The 17,261-nt window shown below is 52.8% G+C and carries 15 protein-coding genes; 9 read left to right on the forward strand and 6 right to left on the reverse strand.

Annotated features, from left to right (window positions below; genetic code table 11):
* Positions 1 to 182: 182 nt before the first annotated feature.
* From FYZ48_RS03855 to FYZ48_RS03870, 4 genes are all read left to right on the forward strand, one after another.
* A complete protein-coding gene (locus FYZ48_RS03855; protein WP_149337700.1) occupies positions 183 to 647 on the forward strand; it encodes a hypothetical protein in 465 nt (154 codons plus the stop codon).
* A 225-nt stretch (positions 648 to 872) separates the two neighbouring features.
* A complete protein-coding gene (locus FYZ48_RS03860) occupies positions 873 to 1,127 on the forward strand; it encodes a hypothetical protein (protein WP_187781856.1) in 255 nt (84 codons plus the stop codon).
* On the forward strand, positions 1,124 to 1,864 hold the full coding sequence (locus FYZ48_RS03865) for a DUF899 domain-containing protein (protein ID WP_149337705.1): 741 nt from the start codon (positions 1,124 to 1,126) through the stop codon (positions 1,862 to 1,864). The genes FYZ48_RS03860 and FYZ48_RS03865 overlap by 4 nt, the downstream gene beginning before the upstream one ends.
* A 213-nt stretch (positions 1,865 to 2,077) precedes the next feature.
* Entirely contained in the window at positions 2,078 to 3,244 is a 1,167-nt protein-coding gene (locus FYZ48_RS03870) for an acyltransferase family protein (protein WP_149337707.1), read from the forward strand.
* 31 nt (positions 3,245 to 3,275) lie between these two features.
* On the opposite strand, the gene FYZ48_RS03875 is transcribed toward FYZ48_RS03870, so the two are convergent.
* The 3 genes from FYZ48_RS03875 to FYZ48_RS03885 all read right to left on the reverse strand — a co-directional run bounded on the left by FYZ48_RS03875 (position 3,276) and on the right by FYZ48_RS03885 (position 5,865).
* Positions 3,276 to 4,301, reverse strand: coding sequence for a hypothetical protein (locus FYZ48_RS03875; protein WP_149337709.1), 1,026 nt, complete (start codon positions 4,299 to 4,301; stop codon positions 3,276 to 3,278).
* On the reverse strand, positions 4,298 to 5,341 hold the full coding sequence (locus FYZ48_RS03880; RefSeq protein ID WP_149337711.1) for a hypothetical protein: 1,044 nt from the start codon (positions 5,339 to 5,341) through the stop codon (positions 4,298 to 4,300). The genes FYZ48_RS03875 and FYZ48_RS03880 overlap by 4 nt, the downstream gene beginning before the upstream one ends.
* 149 nt (positions 5,342 to 5,490) lie before the next feature.
* The gene (locus FYZ48_RS03885) at positions 5,491 to 5,865 is read right to left on the reverse strand and encodes a hypothetical protein (protein ID WP_149337713.1); all 375 of its coding nucleotides are present in this window, start codon (positions 5,863 to 5,865) and stop codon (positions 5,491 to 5,493) included.
* Positions 5,866 to 5,950: 85 nt separating this feature from the next.
* On the opposite strand from FYZ48_RS03885, the gene FYZ48_RS03890 reads away from it, so the two are divergent.
* The 3 genes from FYZ48_RS03890 (at position 5,951) to FYZ48_RS03900 (ending at position 9,627) form a co-directional block, all read left to right on the forward strand.
* Positions 5,951 to 6,541 (forward strand): DUF1990 family protein, encoded by a 591-nt coding sequence (locus FYZ48_RS03890; RefSeq protein ID WP_149337715.1) that lies wholly within the window; start codon positions 5,951 to 5,953, stop codon positions 6,539 to 6,541.
* A gap of 92 nt (positions 6,542 to 6,633) precedes the next feature.
* Complete coding sequence (locus FYZ48_RS03895) at positions 6,634 to 8,271, forward strand: FAD-dependent monooxygenase (protein WP_187781857.1); 1,638 nt, start codon at positions 6,634 to 6,636, stop codon at positions 8,269 to 8,271.
* A 117-nt stretch (positions 8,272 to 8,388) separates the two neighbouring features.
* Positions 8,389 to 9,627, forward strand: coding sequence for a sialidase family protein (locus FYZ48_RS03900; RefSeq protein ID WP_198422176.1), 1,239 nt, complete (start codon positions 8,389 to 8,391; stop codon positions 9,625 to 9,627).
* 6 nt (positions 9,628 to 9,633) lie between these two features.
* Here FYZ48_RS03900 and FYZ48_RS03905 read toward each other — a convergent pair whose 3' ends face one another.
* Positions 9,634 to 12,900 (reverse strand): DUF6797 domain-containing protein, encoded by a 3,267-nt coding sequence (locus FYZ48_RS03905; protein ID WP_149337719.1) that lies wholly within the window; start codon positions 12,898 to 12,900, stop codon positions 9,634 to 9,636.
* Between the two features lie 326 nt (positions 12,901 to 13,226).
* Positions 13,227 to 13,886: an EF-hand domain-containing protein gene (locus FYZ48_RS29765; RefSeq protein ID WP_187781858.1), complete on the reverse strand. Its 660-nt coding sequence runs from the start codon at positions 13,884 to 13,886 to the stop codon at positions 13,227 to 13,229.
* A 401-nt stretch (positions 13,887 to 14,287) separates the two neighbouring features.
* Here FYZ48_RS29765 and FYZ48_RS03915 point away from each other — a divergent pair, with 401 nt between their 5' ends.
* Both FYZ48_RS03915 and FYZ48_RS29770 read left to right on the forward strand, forming a co-directional pair.
* Positions 14,288 to 14,890 carry a hypothetical protein gene (locus FYZ48_RS03915; protein WP_149337721.1) on the forward strand — a complete coding sequence of 201 codons (603 nt, stop codon included), beginning with the start codon at positions 14,288 to 14,290 and terminating at the stop codon, positions 14,888 to 14,890.
* A gap of 150 nt (positions 14,891 to 15,040) precedes the next feature.
* Positions 15,041 to 16,600 (forward strand): leucine-rich repeat domain-containing protein, encoded by a 1,560-nt coding sequence (locus FYZ48_RS29770; RefSeq protein WP_261344343.1) that lies wholly within the window; start codon positions 15,041 to 15,043, stop codon positions 16,598 to 16,600.
* 15 nt (positions 16,601 to 16,615) lie between these two features.
* Here FYZ48_RS29770 and FYZ48_RS03925 read toward each other — a convergent pair whose 3' ends face one another.
* Positions 16,616 to 17,245 carry a protein-disulfide reductase DsbD family protein gene (locus tag FYZ48_RS03925; protein WP_149337726.1) on the reverse strand — a complete coding sequence of 210 codons (630 nt, stop codon included), beginning with the start codon at positions 17,243 to 17,245 and terminating at the stop codon, positions 16,616 to 16,618.
* Between the last annotated feature and the right edge of the window lie 16 nt (positions 17,246 to 17,261).

Raw genomic sequence — 17,261 nt, forward strand, 5'->3', positions numbered from 1 at the left:
CCTCAGGCAAACAGACTCTTCAACTGAAACAGCTTCTGCAAAGCGGCATTTTCAGAAATTGAGTCTTAAAAATCTCAAATTGAGTGGAATAGAACTCACCTGAATCAGATCTCTATCAGTGAGCTGATGAGACTTTTATTACTGAGACCGGGACTTGGTCCTGTCGATCTGAGGTGATGAGCATGCAACAGACTTACCGGCGCTGTCGTTCTATCTTACTGTTGACTCTGGTCTTGTACCTGCCGGGCTGCAGTTTCTCGTACCCACTGTTCCTGCAAGGTCAGCTACTGGCCGGGGCAGAGCAACAGCCCGTGCAGGGGGCCACTGTGACTCTCCTTTTCAGAGACCAAAAGTATGCCTCCACAACCACCGATGCACAGGGAAACTGGAACCTGAAAGTGATGCTCGATGATTCCGAATTCTGGCCCGGAAAAGAGGACCTGCACTGGATCAAACCGGACAGGCTCAAGCTGCGGATCGAAACCGGCGGTCAGACCTGCATGGTTCCCTGTCCGCGCGTCGCGGCTCCGGAATCAGTCGGCGATATCTATGCTTTCGTTATGACGGTCCTCAAGGCACATCCGGAAACGGAAAAGCAGGAGACGCTGCCGCTGGAAGCCCTAAAGCCCGTTCCGTCTGATATTTAAATCGATCTGATAAATTCGTTCGAATTGAAAATTATTTCGGAGTTCCTGTCGATCGCCCCTCGTGCCAATCGACTACAGGGTAGAACACCATTCTCCCCTGTCTTCAAGGAACATCCGATGAAGCCCTCCGTTACCTGTGGCTGCCAAAGAGTCTCACGCCAGTCAGCGTGTGCTGTGGAACATCCACCGTCGCAGTCTCGTTTCGCATGGTTCCGGCAGTCCTCAATGGCACTGATTTCGACATTCCTGTTGATTCTGATGCCCAAGTGCCCGCTCTGCCTGGCAGCCTGGATTACCTGTCTGACGGGTGTCGGGCTTTCGCTGACGGTGGCCTCCTGGCTGCGTCTGTTCCTGATTGGGGGCAGCTCTGGTGTTCTGATTCTGGTGATTCTCATACGGTTGCGGCGTGTGTTCGCAACTCGGCTCACAACAGAGAGAACCCTTCTGTATCACAATCAACCTGAACTGGAGAAGCGATGAACTCAACCGAACAGACGCTGGCACATCCGAATGTGGTTACCCACGACGCATGGCGCACACAGCGACTCGAATTACTGGCAGCAGAAAAAGAACTTACCCGGCACCGGGATCGCGTCAACGCTCAACGACGGCGCCTGCCGATGGTGAAGCTCGAAAAGGATTATCAGTTCGCAGGTCCTGAAGGCCAACTCCGTCTACTCGATCTGTTTGCAGGTCGCCGTCAATTAATCGTCTATCACTTCATGTTCGCGCCGGACTGGGAGCAGGGCTGCCAGGGGTGTACCATGCTGGTCAACAGTCTCGGTGATTTGTCTCTGCTCAATAAACGGGATACGACATTCGTTCTGGTTTCCCGAGCACAATTGGAGAAACTTCAGAAATACAAGGCCGAACAGGGATGGGACCGCACCTGGGTCTCTTCATTCGAAAGTGACTTCAATTACGATTTCCATGTCACTCTCGACGACACCGTTGCCCCGCCTGAATATAACTATCGCAGCCAGAAAGAACTGCAGCAGCGAAAGGAGGCAGAACCGTTTTTCCTCTCGGGCGAATTGCACGGCGTTAGTGTCTTTTTCCGTGTGGGCGACGATGTTTATCACACCTATTCGACCTACGCCCGGGGATGTGAAAGCCTGACCGATTCCTTTCGTCTGCTGGACCTGACTCCCTATGGTCGGCAGGAAGAATTCGAAGATTCCCCAACTGGCTGGCCCCAGAAGCCCACTTACGGTTAACCGGGAGAAAGAGGAATATCAGCCAGCAAAGTCAGCCGACATCAATGCTTTTACAGCAACTGATGTCGGCTGCTTCGTTCGAAATCAGTTCCGCTACCGTTTTTCTCTTTGAAACTCCCCCTGCAACAAGCTTACACTGGGAGTCAACACCTGCTCTCTCTGCGTAAGTTTTCTGAAGTAGAACATCTGAGACACGACCGGCGAATTTGACCGATGTTTATTAAACAACTGGAATCTCTGCGCGGGATTGCTGCGTTGATGGTCGCGCTCAGTCACTGTCTGATCGTGTTCGCCGTCGATCAGAATCCGATGATCTGGACGACCAGACTCTGGGAGACGCAGGGGACCCAGGCCTTCCTTACCAGACTGCTGTTGATTCCCTGTAACGGCGGCGCCGCGGTGACGGTGTTCTTCGTTCTGAGTGGCTATGTCCTGGGACTGTCGCTCGATCGCAAGCCCCGACAGTCGCTGACGTATCTGGCGTTTTACGTGAAGCGCGTCTTGCGAATCTATCCCGCGTATCTCGTCTGTCTCACACTGATCATAGTTTCCATCATGGGGTTCCATTCTTACCAGCGGTTTCCGAATACGTCGCTCTGGTTTCAGGAGTGGTATCAGCAGAATATCACCTGGAACAACGCACTGGCCAATTATGCCCTGCTGGAGACAAACCTCAATCAGATCGCCTGGACGCTGAAAGTAGAACTGGTGATGTCGTTCGGCTTTCCGCTCTTTTATCTACTCTGTCGAAAACGCGCACAGAAAGGGAATTATGTCATCCTGCTGATTCTGATGGCACTTTCCTGTATTCTACCGGGAATTATTTATCTGCTGTATGGGTTCGTCTTCTACCTGGGACTGATGCTGCCGATCCTGATTGAACAACTGAAACAGGCAGTCGCCCCGTCCGCCCGCAACACTCTGTTTCTGGTCAGTGTCATCGCTCTGCTCTCAGCCCGTTCCCTGTTTGCACCTCAGGAACGCTTTTTTACCGTCCTGCTCGAAGCCCTGGCTGCAGCCGCGATCATCACCATCCTGGCGGAAGGAACCGTCAAGGTCTGGGGAAGCCGCCTGTTGGATTTCCCGCTGGTCCACAAACTCGGGCAGATTTCGTATTCCTTTTACATCTATCACTTCATCATCATGTACTGGCTCGCCTGGGGCCTGCTGCATCTGGTCAGTGCGGAAATCACTGCGAATTATCCACTGCTGTTGAGCCTGCTTCTGGCTGTCGTTTCAGTACCCCTCACTTTCGTGGTGGCCCAGCTTTCCTATCAGGCAGTAGAACGCCCCATGATCGGCTGGGGCGCCCGCCTGGCAGAAAAAGTGACAGACCTGGCCCGAGCCTCTACCGCCCGCCTGCGTCTGCAGAGAAAATAGTACGCGACCGGTCTGACGATTCAGCAGGTGCTCATGAAAAGTCTGTTTTCTGCCGGGCCTCCCATCTCTGCACCGCTTCTGCTTTCGTTTTTTGACGCTCTTCCTGGCAGTGTATTGTCGCGCTGTTATACATTTTCAGAATTAATTCTAAACAAAGCAGGAAAAGGCACAGGCCCCCTATGACCTTGACGAGCTCAGGCAACTCAGACCTCAGGAGAATTACAAACCCGATCAGTCCTGCACTTCCCCAGGCCACGAGCAGGTAAGTCATCACTCGAAAATCCTCACGCGCCCAGATTCGCTCCTGAATCAGACCTCGTTTGGGGATACTGTAACGCAGGAAAAGCCACCAGCCGATTGTCATCGCCGGGAGTATCAGGAAACCAAACTGACCCTGATACCATGAAATCAAAATGACAGTCGGCGTCAATACGGCATTCAGGGGGATTCCAATCCGATCATAACGTCTGCGGGTGATCAAAATCTTTTCCGATCCCGGAGTGCGGAGCTCCGTCTCAGGGTGTTTAAGCAATTGCAGACGTTCCTCAAGCGGGATCGCGACCTGGTAACAGAAATGGTTCCAATGTATTTGAGCGGTTTCATTGAGCTCGCGATGGAAATAGCGAATCAGCCAGAGCCGATCCTCAAGTTGATAATACTTGAGATTGATCACAACGCTATTGGGACGGGGATTCAGAAAAAGTTCGGAGTCGCTTCCCCATCTGGCCTCCGTCACCTCTGAAAGGTTGACCTCTTGACGCTGAAAGACCTCCTGCACCGTCACGATATTATCGTGAAGATTGAGCGATACATTTCGATAGACCAGTATTCCCCACAGAGCAATCAGGCCAGGGATCAATCCCAGAGATCCCACAAACAGGAAACCAGAAAGATGCATATTGAAAGGGTCATCAAGCACGATCAGAATTCCAATCCCCAGGAAGCTGATCAGGGTGAGAATCAGCGACCACAGTTCCCCGTACAGATATTCCCTTGATGGGCGGAAAATCAGGGGTTCATTTCCAGAGTCGGATGAAACATCAGACAGATCGATCATGGTGCAGCACCTTCCTGGTTGCGGGTTCGATCATAGGATGCTTCGGCTTCCCACTCCCGCGCCGCCTGTTCTGCTTTGATTAAGTCAAGCTGCTTTCGCTTTTTTTCTGTGCGCATGAGAACCAGAACCACTGCGGGAAGAAGTGCGACAGTCGATACCAGCATCCAGGTGTTTTTAGATGATGTTGGCATTTCCAGTCGCTGAATGAACAGAAAGCTGACAAGCAAGACTCCCCAACAACCCATTAGGACGAATACCCCTCTGTTTTCCTTATCGGCGATAAGTCGTTTTTGAATACGTCCTTCCCTTGGAGTCACTGTTTTAAACATGAACCAGAACATAAGACAGAGCACAGGCAGGATGAACAGCGCGAAATCATGGTGTGTGAATACGGCAACGATTCCTGCGACAGTGGAAACAAGAATTAAGGGAATGAGTATGCGATCATAGCGCTGTCGCGTAATCAGGATTTCATCCGGGCCGGGCAGCGGTACCACCGTATGTTTCTCTGGTCTCAATCGGTTGGCTACATGCAGGCAGTACAACGGCCAGTTCTCCTGAATCGCTTCAGGAAAGACCTGACGAAAATAGTGGATCAGCCAGACCTGGTCTTCACGGCTGAAATGACTCACAGTGAATGAGACCGTTTCACGGGGAGTCGTGTAAACACGTAACCCCATGGGGAACAGTCGCCAGCAGACTTTCTGCACCTCTGCGACATCGAGGACTTTACGAGAAAATATTCTTTGAACGGTGATGGTTCCCGGTTGAATCGTTAGTGAAACTTTTCGGTATTTCAGCAACATCCAACAGGAGAGAATCGCAGGAACGCTCCATAACGTGACTGTAAACAGGATGACGAAAATATGACGATCCGGTGGCGTCGCCATTATCATCAAACTACACCAGGCTATGCCGATAAGCGTAAAAAAGATCAGGGAAAACAACCCCCCATCGCGATAATCCTTTGGTGGGTGAAACGTCAGCGTTTCATTATCAGGGGTAGGGGTTGATGCTTTATTCGCAATATCTACAATCATAATTGACAGGCACTGTTTGAGTAGAATACCAGGCGGTCTCTTTGAATAGTGAAACGCTGTTGGTCGTCCTTGGATCAATTATTCTGCCTGTGCTCAAGATATTCATAGAAATTAAATGAAAAACGTCAGTTTTGTTTTTTCAGATGAGTTCATTTTACGTTCCATCCACCAGCAAGCATCAGGACTAACAGGTAACCCCACACGGGAGACGTAAACAGAACAACGGCACTGACGACGATGAGGGAGACTGTGATTCTGGATGAGCGATGCTTATGATAGGCTAGGTAGATTCCCCCTCCCCAGATGATGATGAACAGCAGGGGCAGCAGACGAAACAGGTAAACCATAAACCGCCCTTGAGGAAAGAATGGCCTCAGTAGATAGGGGAGTCCGAACAACACGAAAGCACCACCGATCAAGGTCGCCAGGAGTAATCCTCCAGACCAGAATGCTATAATCTGCCAGGGGAATGTCGTGCTTATATTTGATTTATCTATGTCTGCAGAATGCTCAGATCGATTCATGGAACACCCTTTCAAAATGAATCAGCAGAATTGTAACAAACTCTGCTGATTCACAGGAATTAATTCTTATGCCGGACTTCTTGAGATGCAGCTACTGATCCGAATGCCCGACTCCCGGCAGATACTCCAGTTTATCGAGTCACAGGCACAGCAGGACTTTACCTATTCTCAGGTAGGAGCCACCCGCAACCAGTCGGCCCCTGCCGGATTCCGTGTCGATCACAATCGCATCTGCCTGGGGCAGGGGGCAGTGGTTTATGAACAGGCAAAACAGGCCCTGACGGACTGGCAGCATTACCGCTTTGACTGGCTGCATCTGTATCGCCTCGACGCACCGCCGGCCGCGGGACAGACCGTTGCCGCACTGGCGCATGTGCTGGGGATCTGGGTTCTGAATGCCTGTCGGATCGTTTACGTGCTGGAAGAAACAGAGCCCCTCACCCGCTTCGCTTTTGCCTACGGCACGCTTCCCGACCACGCCGAGTGTGGCGAAGAACGTTTCCAGGTAGAATGGCACCCCGATGATGATTCCGTGTGGTACGATCTCTATGCGTTTTCCCGACCAAATACGCTGCTCTCAAAAATTGCCTTGCCTTATGTCCGCAGCAAACAGAAACAGTTCGCCCGCGAGTCTCTGCAGGCCATGCACCAGGCCGTCACGAAAAAAACGAATTAAGCGCGGATTCCGGCTGTGGAACTGCTAAACTGGTTTCCGTAAAACTGTCAGGTCCGGTTGAGTCAATCCCAGATTGAGCAGAGGAACAGATTGTGAGTCACTCGCAGACACTACCATCACATACGCCGGTTTTGATTGTCGGAGCCGGACCGACGGGTCTTTCCCTGGCCATCGAACTGGTGCGGCGGAACGTTGAGTGTCTGCTCATTGACCGCAATCCAGCACCGCTCCCTTTCGACCGGGCCACCGTGATTCACAGCCGCTCGCTGGAATGTTTCGAGACGATGGGGACTATCGACGAGTTCCTCGCACGCGGTCACATCATGCGGGGCTTCAATATCTTCGCCTTCGGTAAAAAAGTCGCTCAGACCAGTTTTGAAAGTCTGGAGTGCCGCCATCCCTATGACCTGAATCTCGCTGAGAATGAAACCGAAGAGATTCTCACCGCACGTCTGGAAAGCCTGGGAGGCCGGGTCTCTCGAGGCTGGTCACTGGAAGGACTGAACCAGACCGACACTGAAGTGACTGCCGCTCTCAAATCGGCAGAGGGAGTCGAAACAACGGTCACCGCCGACTGGCTGGTCGGCACCGATGGTATTCACAGTCGTGTCCGTGAATCGATCGGAGTGTCTGTCGCCGGTCATCAGTATCCGGCCCGCTGGGGTGTCGTCGACGGATATCTCCCCAATTGGCAACACGAACCGGACCGGGCCGCGATTCAGATCGACGCACCTGCCCTTAATCCGGTTCCTATGCCAGGGAATCGCTGGCGAATCTATTTCCGGGTTTTCGATGAAACCCAGACAGACCATCTGCTGGAACAGATCGACGCGGGGCTGGCTTCACTCTCTCCCGGAATCCGTTTGCAGGATCCGGACCAGCCGATGCTCTATCACACCTTTCGCCAGTTGAGTGCCCATTACCGATCCAGCCGGGTGCTTCTCGCAGGTGATGCCGCACATGCCTGCAGTCCCATTGAAGGGCATGGCATGAATACGGGCATTCAGGATTCCTTCAACCTGGGCTGGAAACTGGCGCACGTCATCAAGGGAGAAGCTGGCGACGGTCTGCTGAACAGCTACGAACTCGAACGCCGCCCCATTGCCAACGCAGTTGGTGTCTCGGGGGACGTTGCCGAAGAATTACGCACGATCCCCGACGAACCAGCGGCCGTCGAACGGGTGAAGCGTGCCTTGTGTGCGATGCTGCTCCCCGCCCGGGGACAACTGCAGGCAGCCGAGGCCGAAACCGAAATCAGCTTTCACTATCGCGACAGTCCCCTGGTCCGCGGCTATCATGCCGCTGGAGCAACCGCACAACAGAACTGGCTCGGCCCCCGACCCGGCGACTGTCTGCCCGAAGCCGGTCCGCTGTTCCATCTCCAGACAGCCGCAACTCTCACGCTATTCGATTTGTTGAGATCAACCGGTCATCTGCTCCTCTGGCTGGCCACGGATGAGTTAGAAGCACCCAATGCTCCTGATCTTGAATATGCTCTGCAGCCCGGTGATACCTGCGTTGTCATCTCCACAGCACTGCCGGAAAAGTTCGAACATTCAGATTCTACTCGAGCCAAATGGTTAATTGATGAAACTGGTAGCGTCCATGCAAAACTGGGGATCATCGATCCCACCCTGTTCCTGATCCGTCCCGATGGCCACATCGCTCTCCGCTGCGAGCCTCCCCAACTGGAACAGGTGACGGCTTACTATCAGCTTCTGCAGACATGAAATCGCCATGATTAACGCGAATTGATTTGTTTCGGTTCAGGGGTGACAATTCCAGTGCCGTCAGCTATTTTGAATCCCTGATTCATTGAACAGACTTTCTGCTGAGGAACCACTGCGATGTCATTTAAGCGATACTCCCTGGGATTACTGCTACTGTTATTTGTCAGTTCATTTGCCCTGGCACGGGAACCTGAAACTACACTGGTTCCGCAGGATTGGGACCCTGTCCAGGCGGGAAATCAGGTGATGCAACGTCTGGTGAGGGTGACTGGCAAAGAAGTCAAAGGTGCCCACGATGCCGAAATGGTGCTGACGGGCAATCGTGCTTACATCGTGGCTGAAGTCAACGACACCCGTGCCGGGGAAAGTGCAGGCTGGCCGGAAATCTACTGTGCCCTGTCGATCGTCAACCTCAAGACGCTCGCCCTTGAGAAAGTCATCCCCTTCGCCCGCAGCGAACAGGCATTTCAAAATGCCACACTGCCCGTAGGCGCCTGTTTTGTACCCCGCATATTACAGTTGAATGAGCACACGCTGCGCTGCTACTTCGCCAGCGAGCAACCAGGCAAACGACAGGCACAGACCTGGTATCGCGATTTTAATCTGCAAACGCAGAGTTTCGCTGATACCATCCACAAAGCAAAACTGAAGACCGCCGCGGGAAGATTCGATATGCAGCCCCAATATTTTCACGCGGACGCGGCGGCACAGGGATTCGATAAGAAAGCGAAAGATTTCGGACTCTATCTGTTTGATTCGTTTAAAGAGTTCGACGGACAGACCTATGTCGCGATTAATAATTTTCCAGGCAAGCAGAACGCGCTGGCGAAGATCAATCCAGACTGTGATACGTTTGAAATCATCGGGCACTATAACGAACCACAATCAGTGGCGCTCAGTGAGTCTGCGGTAAATCGCCTGCCGGACGGTTCCTGGATGGCAATCTGTCGCAACGATGGCGGCAAGCGGAATTACTATTTCACCACCAGCGCAGACGGGCGAAAGTGGAGTGTCGGTCAACAACTCCCCTTCGTTCCAAATGGAACGAATTCCAAACCGACGTTCGACCGGTTTGGCGATACCTACTACCTCGGCTGGCAGGAAGCCACAAAAATCGACGGCGTCACGCGGAGTGTCTTCAATATCGATATTTCACGAGACGGGAAAACCTGGGAACGCAAATACCGTTTTGAGACGCCTCACTCCTTTCAGTATCCTGCTTTTTGTGAGTACGACGGAGCGATCTGGCTGGCAGTCACCCAGGGAGATCATTCGCCCAGTCGCAAAGAACGTATCATGTTTGGCAAGCTGGAAGACAGCGGCGCATCGCTCTCCAAAGTGGATCGCAAGCAGTAACCGGAGTCAAGGCTTGGGCACCCGATTGATCGTCCAGTAAACCTCTTCAGCAAACGGTTCACCGGACTCTGCTTTGAGATTCAACTTGAGATACACCTGATTTACCGGTTTCAAATCAGGCACCATTAGTTTCACGCTCTTCCCGTCTGCGGAGAGCAGGGCACGCTTGATGTTCAGCTTGTCTTTTCCGGGACGATCGGTCGCAGGAGAAAACATGTCTGATCCGTATTCGGGTCGCCAGTGGTAATTCCACTGCTCGGCGAAGTAGGATTTAAGATCCGAGGCACTCTTCGGATCGAGTGGGAAGCTGAAGTCAATCCGCAGACCGTCTGCTTCCACCTGGCAGTCCGTCACCATCGATAAAGGTTTGCCAGTGTATCGTAGCCTCTGAATCCCCTGGTCACGGAGACCTCTGCGTCCCCCGCCGTTCCAGCCGTCCAGACCAACCGCATAAACCTGACCGTCCGCCGGGTTGACGCGAGCCCGGTGGATACCCGTGCTGAAGTGAAAGGGGAGCTTAATGATTGCCGCCTGGCTCACATCCTCGAAATCCTGCAGCATCAGATAATACATCCAGCCTTTACCAAAGCTGGTGTGTAACAGACGTCCTGACAACGGTCCCCAGCGGGGATCATCTACCCACAGCTGGCCTCCTGAGGAATTGTCGTAGTCCTGAGGCATCCAGATCAATGGTTGATCGAATGTTTTCGGGGGAATCACTTTGCGATGATCGATCCGTCCTCCATCGGGGGCCCAGTTCTTCCCACCTGCGTGAGTCTGAACGTAGCCATAAAAACCGCCCGGCTTGACGAGGCTGATCTTCGAAGCGGGGATCCAGTTCCCCTGGTTGTCACTCACGGTCATCCGGTCATCGGGCAGCATGCCCATCCCATTGGGAGTCCGAAATCCGGTACAGACAACGTCCCGCTGCTTGCCATCGGGAGAGACTTTAATCACCGCCCCCGGCAAGGCATAACTCGTGTATTGACCACACTTCGTGTAATAGAAATTGCCTTGCGAATCGGTCTGAAGATCGAAGTTAAAAGAGTGGAAGAATCGAGAGACATCGGTGTCTGCAGAGAAGCTCTCATAGAAATCGGCTTCGCCATCCTGGTTCAGATCGTGCAGTCGCGTCAGACGGTCCTTGCAGGTTACATAAATCAGATCATCGACCACCTTGATGCCGAAGGGTTCGTAGAGTCCTCCCGCGAAGCGCTTCCATTTCAGCTTCAGGAGACCTTGATCGAGACCGGAAACGATCCAGATATCACCCCCATGCGTGGAAACCACCATCCGTCCATCCGGAAAGAAATCGAGGGCCGAAGTCCGAAACCAGGTATTCCAGGGCGTCTCACGCGGAATAGTGATCGTATCCAGGGCATAAGCGCCCGTTTCCAGACCCGGATAACCGACGGTGGTCAGGATGTCGGGCCAGTTGGCTTTTCCTCCATGAATCAGGGACCGGGGATCGGTCACTTCTGTCTGCTCCGCTTCCCGGATCAGGGTTTGTGCCGCATCATAATCTGCCTCCTCTTTACCCATGAAGCAGCTGATCTCAATCAGCCGCGATTCCTGGTCGGCTGGAATCGAAAGCACGAAACGCTGTTTATCGTCGACATGCCAGGTCATCCCCTTTATGTCTCCCCGGACGGCGCTGGCCGCAAACGTTCCCGTCTCAAGCTGCCCGCAAAAGGCGAGTGTACCGGTAGCGTCTTGTGTGCGTTCCATTGAACTCTGGTTTCCCGGGCCAGCAATGAAGGCTACAGCATCGGGAATCTGAGGTGTTGCGGTGGACAGCACCAGTCCCTTCCCGGGACCGATTCGCAGGCTATGCCGGACCGCGGTTTTACCCGGGATCGCCTGGGGAAGTTCCAGAATTTCCCGGTCATCGATGGCATACGAGAGCACCAGCTGATTTTCATGCACGTAGTGACCGTGATATCGCAACCACTCAGCGGGCAGCGGTCCACGGGGACGTAATTTCTCACGAGAATAATCGAGCGTTCCGTCATGTCCCCACTGCCAGCCAGCCAGGCCGGCGAGTTGCTTGCCCTCTGGTTCAGGAACTCCTTCGCCACGCCCCCGGATATGCTGGGTTTCACTCAAATCGAGAAATCCGTCCTGCCAGAGTCCCGCCTGATTCAAAGTATGCAAATCATAGGAGATCGTCGTTTCTGCATTCAGCTTAACGGTCAACGCGCTGGTGGTGATTCGGGAGAGCTGCGAAGCGAGGGCCGGCCCGAAGTCACGTTCGATCTCCAGATCAAACTCTCCGGATTCCGTACCCGGGGGGAGCTGCTTGAGATAGTCGGGCGTCACACGTTGATAGGCGGGGTTCCCCGGTTTCATGAACTTTTCGCGGATGTAGTGCACGACCTGGTAGCGTTCTTTGGGGCTCAGATGCTGCATCGGGCCCATCAGACCGTTTCCTTTTGAGAGCGTGAGAAACATCCGATAGGGGTCCGCACCGAATTTGAGCGGCTGTGTCTCGAAGGCCCGGGCGGTGGGAAGCGAAGGCGTATTGCCGTCCACACCGTGACAGTTCTTGCACAGTCCGTGGTAGATACGTTCCCCCTCGGCAAAATCACGCTGGTTCATCCTCTTGAGGATTCCTGCATGATCGAGGTTTTGGGTATCGTCTTTAACAATGAGTTCTTCCGCTGACGGCTTGAGTTCCGCTGCCCGTTGCGCACCGCCGCGGGCGATCTCAAAGACATAGCTGACCAGATCATAAAACTCGGCCTGATCGTGCAGTGTCGCCACGAGTCCCTCGGGCATCATCGACTTACTACCGCTGGTTCGTTCGTCGATGTCGTCCTTGGGGACGACAATTTCCTGACCCAGGTTGGCTGCGTCGCGGAGCACCAGAGCGTCAGGACGGTCCTCGGCAACCAGGCCGGAAATCAGCTTCCCTGCACTGGTGACGATGTTGACCGTTTCGAAGCCCTGCTTGATCTTGCGGGACGGGAAGAGAATCGATTCAACCAGGTTTTCATCGCTGGCGTTTTGGTCTGCCTTGGTCAGGTCGGGACCGAGGGGAGTTGCGTTGGCGCCACTGTCGTGGCATTTGATACAGGCGGCGACCGATTTATAGAAGACCAGTGCCCCTCGCTCCGGATTCCCGCGCAGTCGGGCTGCCTGTGCCAGCCTGTTTAAGGGGGCCTGCTGGAGCTGTTGCTCCAGGGAACTCGACGGTTCCTGAGAGAAGCTCAGGGTAGGAAACGCACAACAGAGCAGGCAAACCAGGAATGGCAGACGCACAAGAGCTTTCATCGAGTCGCTTTCTTCTGGCTGGTGTAGAGTTCCGGCGGGTCAGCAAAATCGCAGAACTCTATCTTAAAAGCGACAGTCAGAACAATCCAGAATAGAACGGATTTACGCCAGGGAAATCCGCTGTTCGCCTGCATGGGATGTGTTCACAGTGGAACACCGGCAGAAGAGAGTCGAAGAAAAAAATAGTGCCAGGAACCCCTCTGGGACAGGCTAAGCAGGCTGCAGACTCGATCTCGGAACTCGAAGCTGCAGTCGCCCCCAAGGAGCACACCATATGTCTCAAATTGATTCCCGGCACATTTGCTGTTTACACAGCTGAGATTAACTTACAAGGCTGGATCTTTCTTACGTTGCGCTCCTGGGTTTAAGCGATTCTGAACTTTAGCCAGAACGGCAGTCTGCTCCTCAGAGTCGAGAGACCCATCCTGATTTGAATCCAGAGCACGGAACATCCGCTGCAGTGAAGGAGGAACTTCGTTGCGACTGATGATCTGGTCCCGGTTGCGATCGAGTTGTCGAAAGATCGTCTCATTCAGACCGATTCCCGTTGCATTGGAGCGGCCGCTGAGAATTTTGGCCCGGTCGATCACAGCCAGTTGTTCCTGTCGGTTTAAGACTCCGTCACCGTTTGCATCAGCACCATTTAAACGGCTCTGTAATGGCGCGGGTACTTCATTGGCTGAAATCATGCCATCCCTGTTCCGATCCATCGACATCAACATCTGGGTGACCACTTCGACTGCATCCGTTGCAGACTGGTCCGTGGTAAGGTTGCCTCCTCTCATCATCATCTGCATCTGACTTCCACCGCCGGAAGCTCCACCACCGCCTCCCTGGCACTGGCCGCCTCCCTGACCCATCTGCATCCCGCCACCACCGCCACGCGGACCGCCACCACCACGACCACCTCCGCCCCGTTGGGCAAAGGCGTCGCTGGCAAACAGCAGCAACGCAAACAAAGTGAGAAATGTACTGAGGTTTCGCATAAGCAGGTTCCCCCTTATCGGACTCAAAGTGTCGAAATAAAAAACAGCTGGCCCGATACCGTTGAAACGCGTTTTAATCAGTGCCCTTCACAGGTGCTCCATGGGGGCTGCCTGACAGAATCAGTTGGAGGATGGAATCGATCAGAAAGAATTCTGAACTCTAAATAATGAATATATATAAAGTTATGAAATGTATGTTTTCCGGGACTGAGCGAAAGGTCCCTTCATTAACCATCAACGGGGAACCCCTCCTCATAACTACCGGCATTATGAAAAAAAACTGGGATTGCAAGCATTTCGTCTGCACGAGATAAATAGAGCTAGATGTGTATTTTGGCGTATAATGGAATCAGACGCCTGAGATGTGTTTCAAAGCGCTGGTCACATAAAGGGTCAAGGATATGATGCTTTTACAAAATCAGGACTGGCGACAGAATTACGATCAGACGGTGATCCGACTGATCCGTGAAGCCTTTCCGCCGAAACAATATCTGCCCCACGTCGACGGCACCGACCTGCTTCGTACGTCCGGCACGGAAGGCGATGATATCCTCCGGGACTATGCTCACAAAACCTGGGATCAGGTGGATCACGCTTTGATCTCGCGCTATCACGAAGCGCCTCTATCAATGTCTTATGCAGGGTTCCTGAAATTCCTGCCCGCGTATCTGGTCGATCTGTTTCATCCGGAATCAGAAATGCAGCACATTGTCTGGAACTGCCTGCTGGAGTACCGACTGGAGCCCCATCTGGGATCTGAGCAGTTTGACCTCAACGACGATCAATTGATCTGCTGCCTGCTCGCGTTTGTCCGGTCCAGTAACTTTCCGCTGGATACAATGATGCCCCGTCAGACTTCCGAAGAATACTTTCACAATCCCTGTCCGGAATCCGCCTTCAACATGCTGACGCACGCACTGCCCCACGAACGCGTGCTGGCCCTGCAGTCCCGCATCGAAGAGATCAACGACAGCTTCGTCATCGAACGCTGGGATCAGGGGTAAAGCGGAGCAGCTGGGCTCACAACGCGCTCTGCTCAGACAGTGAGAATTCGTTTTCATTTTCTCTGCTATCTTTGTCTGCCCGGTGCAATTATCATGGAGCCGGCAGTGCTCGCTCGAAATGAAAAAACGGAATTCCACGGAACCAGATCGATGAAAGTATGGGTGTTAGTCTCAATCAGCCTGCTATGCTCAGGCTGCTGGCAGTCATCGCGTGAATCAGCAATCGACGCCATAGAAGCAGCAGGCGGCCGTGTTGCCTTTGAAAGGAATCCTGATGAAATAGGGAAAAGCAAGGGAGAGAAATCAGTCTCGACAATCAGGCTGAATGAAATTCCCGTCGATGACTCTATTCTGGTACACGTGAGCCAATTTCCCGAGGTCAAAGTTCTGCATATTATTGGCACAGACATTACAGATCAGGGACTGAATCAACTTAGTGATCTGCAGGAACTGCAGTGGCTCTTCATTACCAATAATCAGATATCTGACGCTGGCTTCAATTGCTTTCAGGACTTGAGTCAACTCCGAGATTTAGTTCTTGGCGGAACTAAGATCACGGACGAAAGCTTAAAAAAAATTCAGGGATGTTCAGACTTGATATCCTTGAACGTAGTCCGGACTTCTGTTTCCGATGCGGGGTTACAGTGTATCAGCTCATTGCATAAGTTGCAGACGCTCTACCTTAATGAAACGAAAATCTCAGATGCAGGCATGCATCATCTGCAAGGATTGAAAGCTCTGCAGACGTTGAGTCTCAGTCAGAACTCAATTACAGATGCCGGTATGGAGCCAGTCAGTCATCTGGTCAATCTGCAAATGCTTGATCTTACGCATACGGGAGTCGCTGATGAGGGACTGAAACAGATCGCAGGGCTCAGGCAGCTGAAGACTCTGTCACTCGATAACACGGGTGTCACAGATGACGGGATGAAGTACCTCAAAGACCTTTCACTGTTAAACGTTCTCAATCTGTCTGATACAAAACTGACTGACGCCGGCCTGAAGCAACTGGTTGATTTACCCGCTCTGGAGTCAATCTACCTTTCCCAGACTAAGGTGACGGACAAGGCGCTGGAGTATTTAATTGAAATGCCTGCGTTGAAAAGCTTTAATTTGACCGGGAATCAAATCACCGACAGTGGTTTACAGGTTTTCGGTCAATCTGATAAACAGTGGTCGAGGATCAGTTTTGCTGAGACTCAAATCACGGATGCGGGTTTAATTTCACTGGGAAAAGCGCGAATTGATCTTGAACTCACATTAGATAAGACGGCGGTGACGGATGCCGGTCTGCAGCATCTCGCTGGGATCTCTGAACTCTGGGGGATTTCTCTCAGAGATTGTAAAATCACCGACCAGGGAGTCCAGACTCTCCTGAAATTCCCAAGCCTGAAGACGTTTTATTTAGATGGCACCGCAGTGACTGATGCGAGTCTGGAGTTATTCAAGGAGAAACCAGAAGTTCTGATTCTCTCGCTGAATAACACCAGTGTTACCGATGATGGAATTCGGCATCTAGAGGGTTTAACAGATATGCACATGCTGTATCTGAATCATACGGCAATCACAGACAAAAGCCTGACCTACCTGAGAAAGATGGATAGACTGTTCGAACTGCATCTGGAAGGGACCGCCGTAACGGAAGAAGCTGCTGAGGAGTTCGAGCATTTCATGAACCAGACCGGTCAGTTCTGCACCGTGTATCGTTAAGCGAAAATTCGAACTTCAATTTCTCGCTGACTGCGCAGGCTTGACCTTTACGGTCACCTTAAGGTCTTTCTGTACGGGGCTCAGGCAACGCTGCTCATCACAGGCCTGGTAGTGTATCTGGCAGGTCACAGAACAGGGGCCGGCGGGTACCTTCTTGCCAACCTCAATCGTCCGTTGAAACACTGCCTCTCCCGAATATACCGGGTGACTGTCGAATGACATCGATCTGCCTGTAGGAGGAACCTGCCACTCTCCCTGCGTCTGAAATCCATCCGGAAGCTTCAACTCAAGGTGTGTGGCGAGTTTTTCCGGCTGGGCATCGATCGTGCGGATCTCCCACAAGGGGGCAATTTTAAATTTCACCGTCAGGGGAAACTGCATCCCCGGCTGGACAGGTTGTTCTGGAACCGTCAGTACGACTGAAACCTGTTCCCCCTCACTGCGATCGGTGTGTTTTGCCTGCTCGGAGCCTGGATGCTCCGATGTATCTTCGGGGGCTCTCGGGTGATCAGGGGCAGCAGCCTGCGTTTCCGGAGCCTGTTTCTCCGCTACCTGTTTTTCGGAGTACGGCTCAGCACAACCGACAAACAGCCCGACGGAGCAGGCCAGCCAGAGCAGGTAGCGGAAACTTCGGTTATGACTCATGGTGACAGTATTCCGA

It is taken from the genome of Gimesia chilikensis (assembly GCF_008329715.1).
GTDB lineage: Bacteria > Planctomycetota > Planctomycetia > Planctomycetales > Planctomycetaceae > Gimesia > Gimesia chilikensis.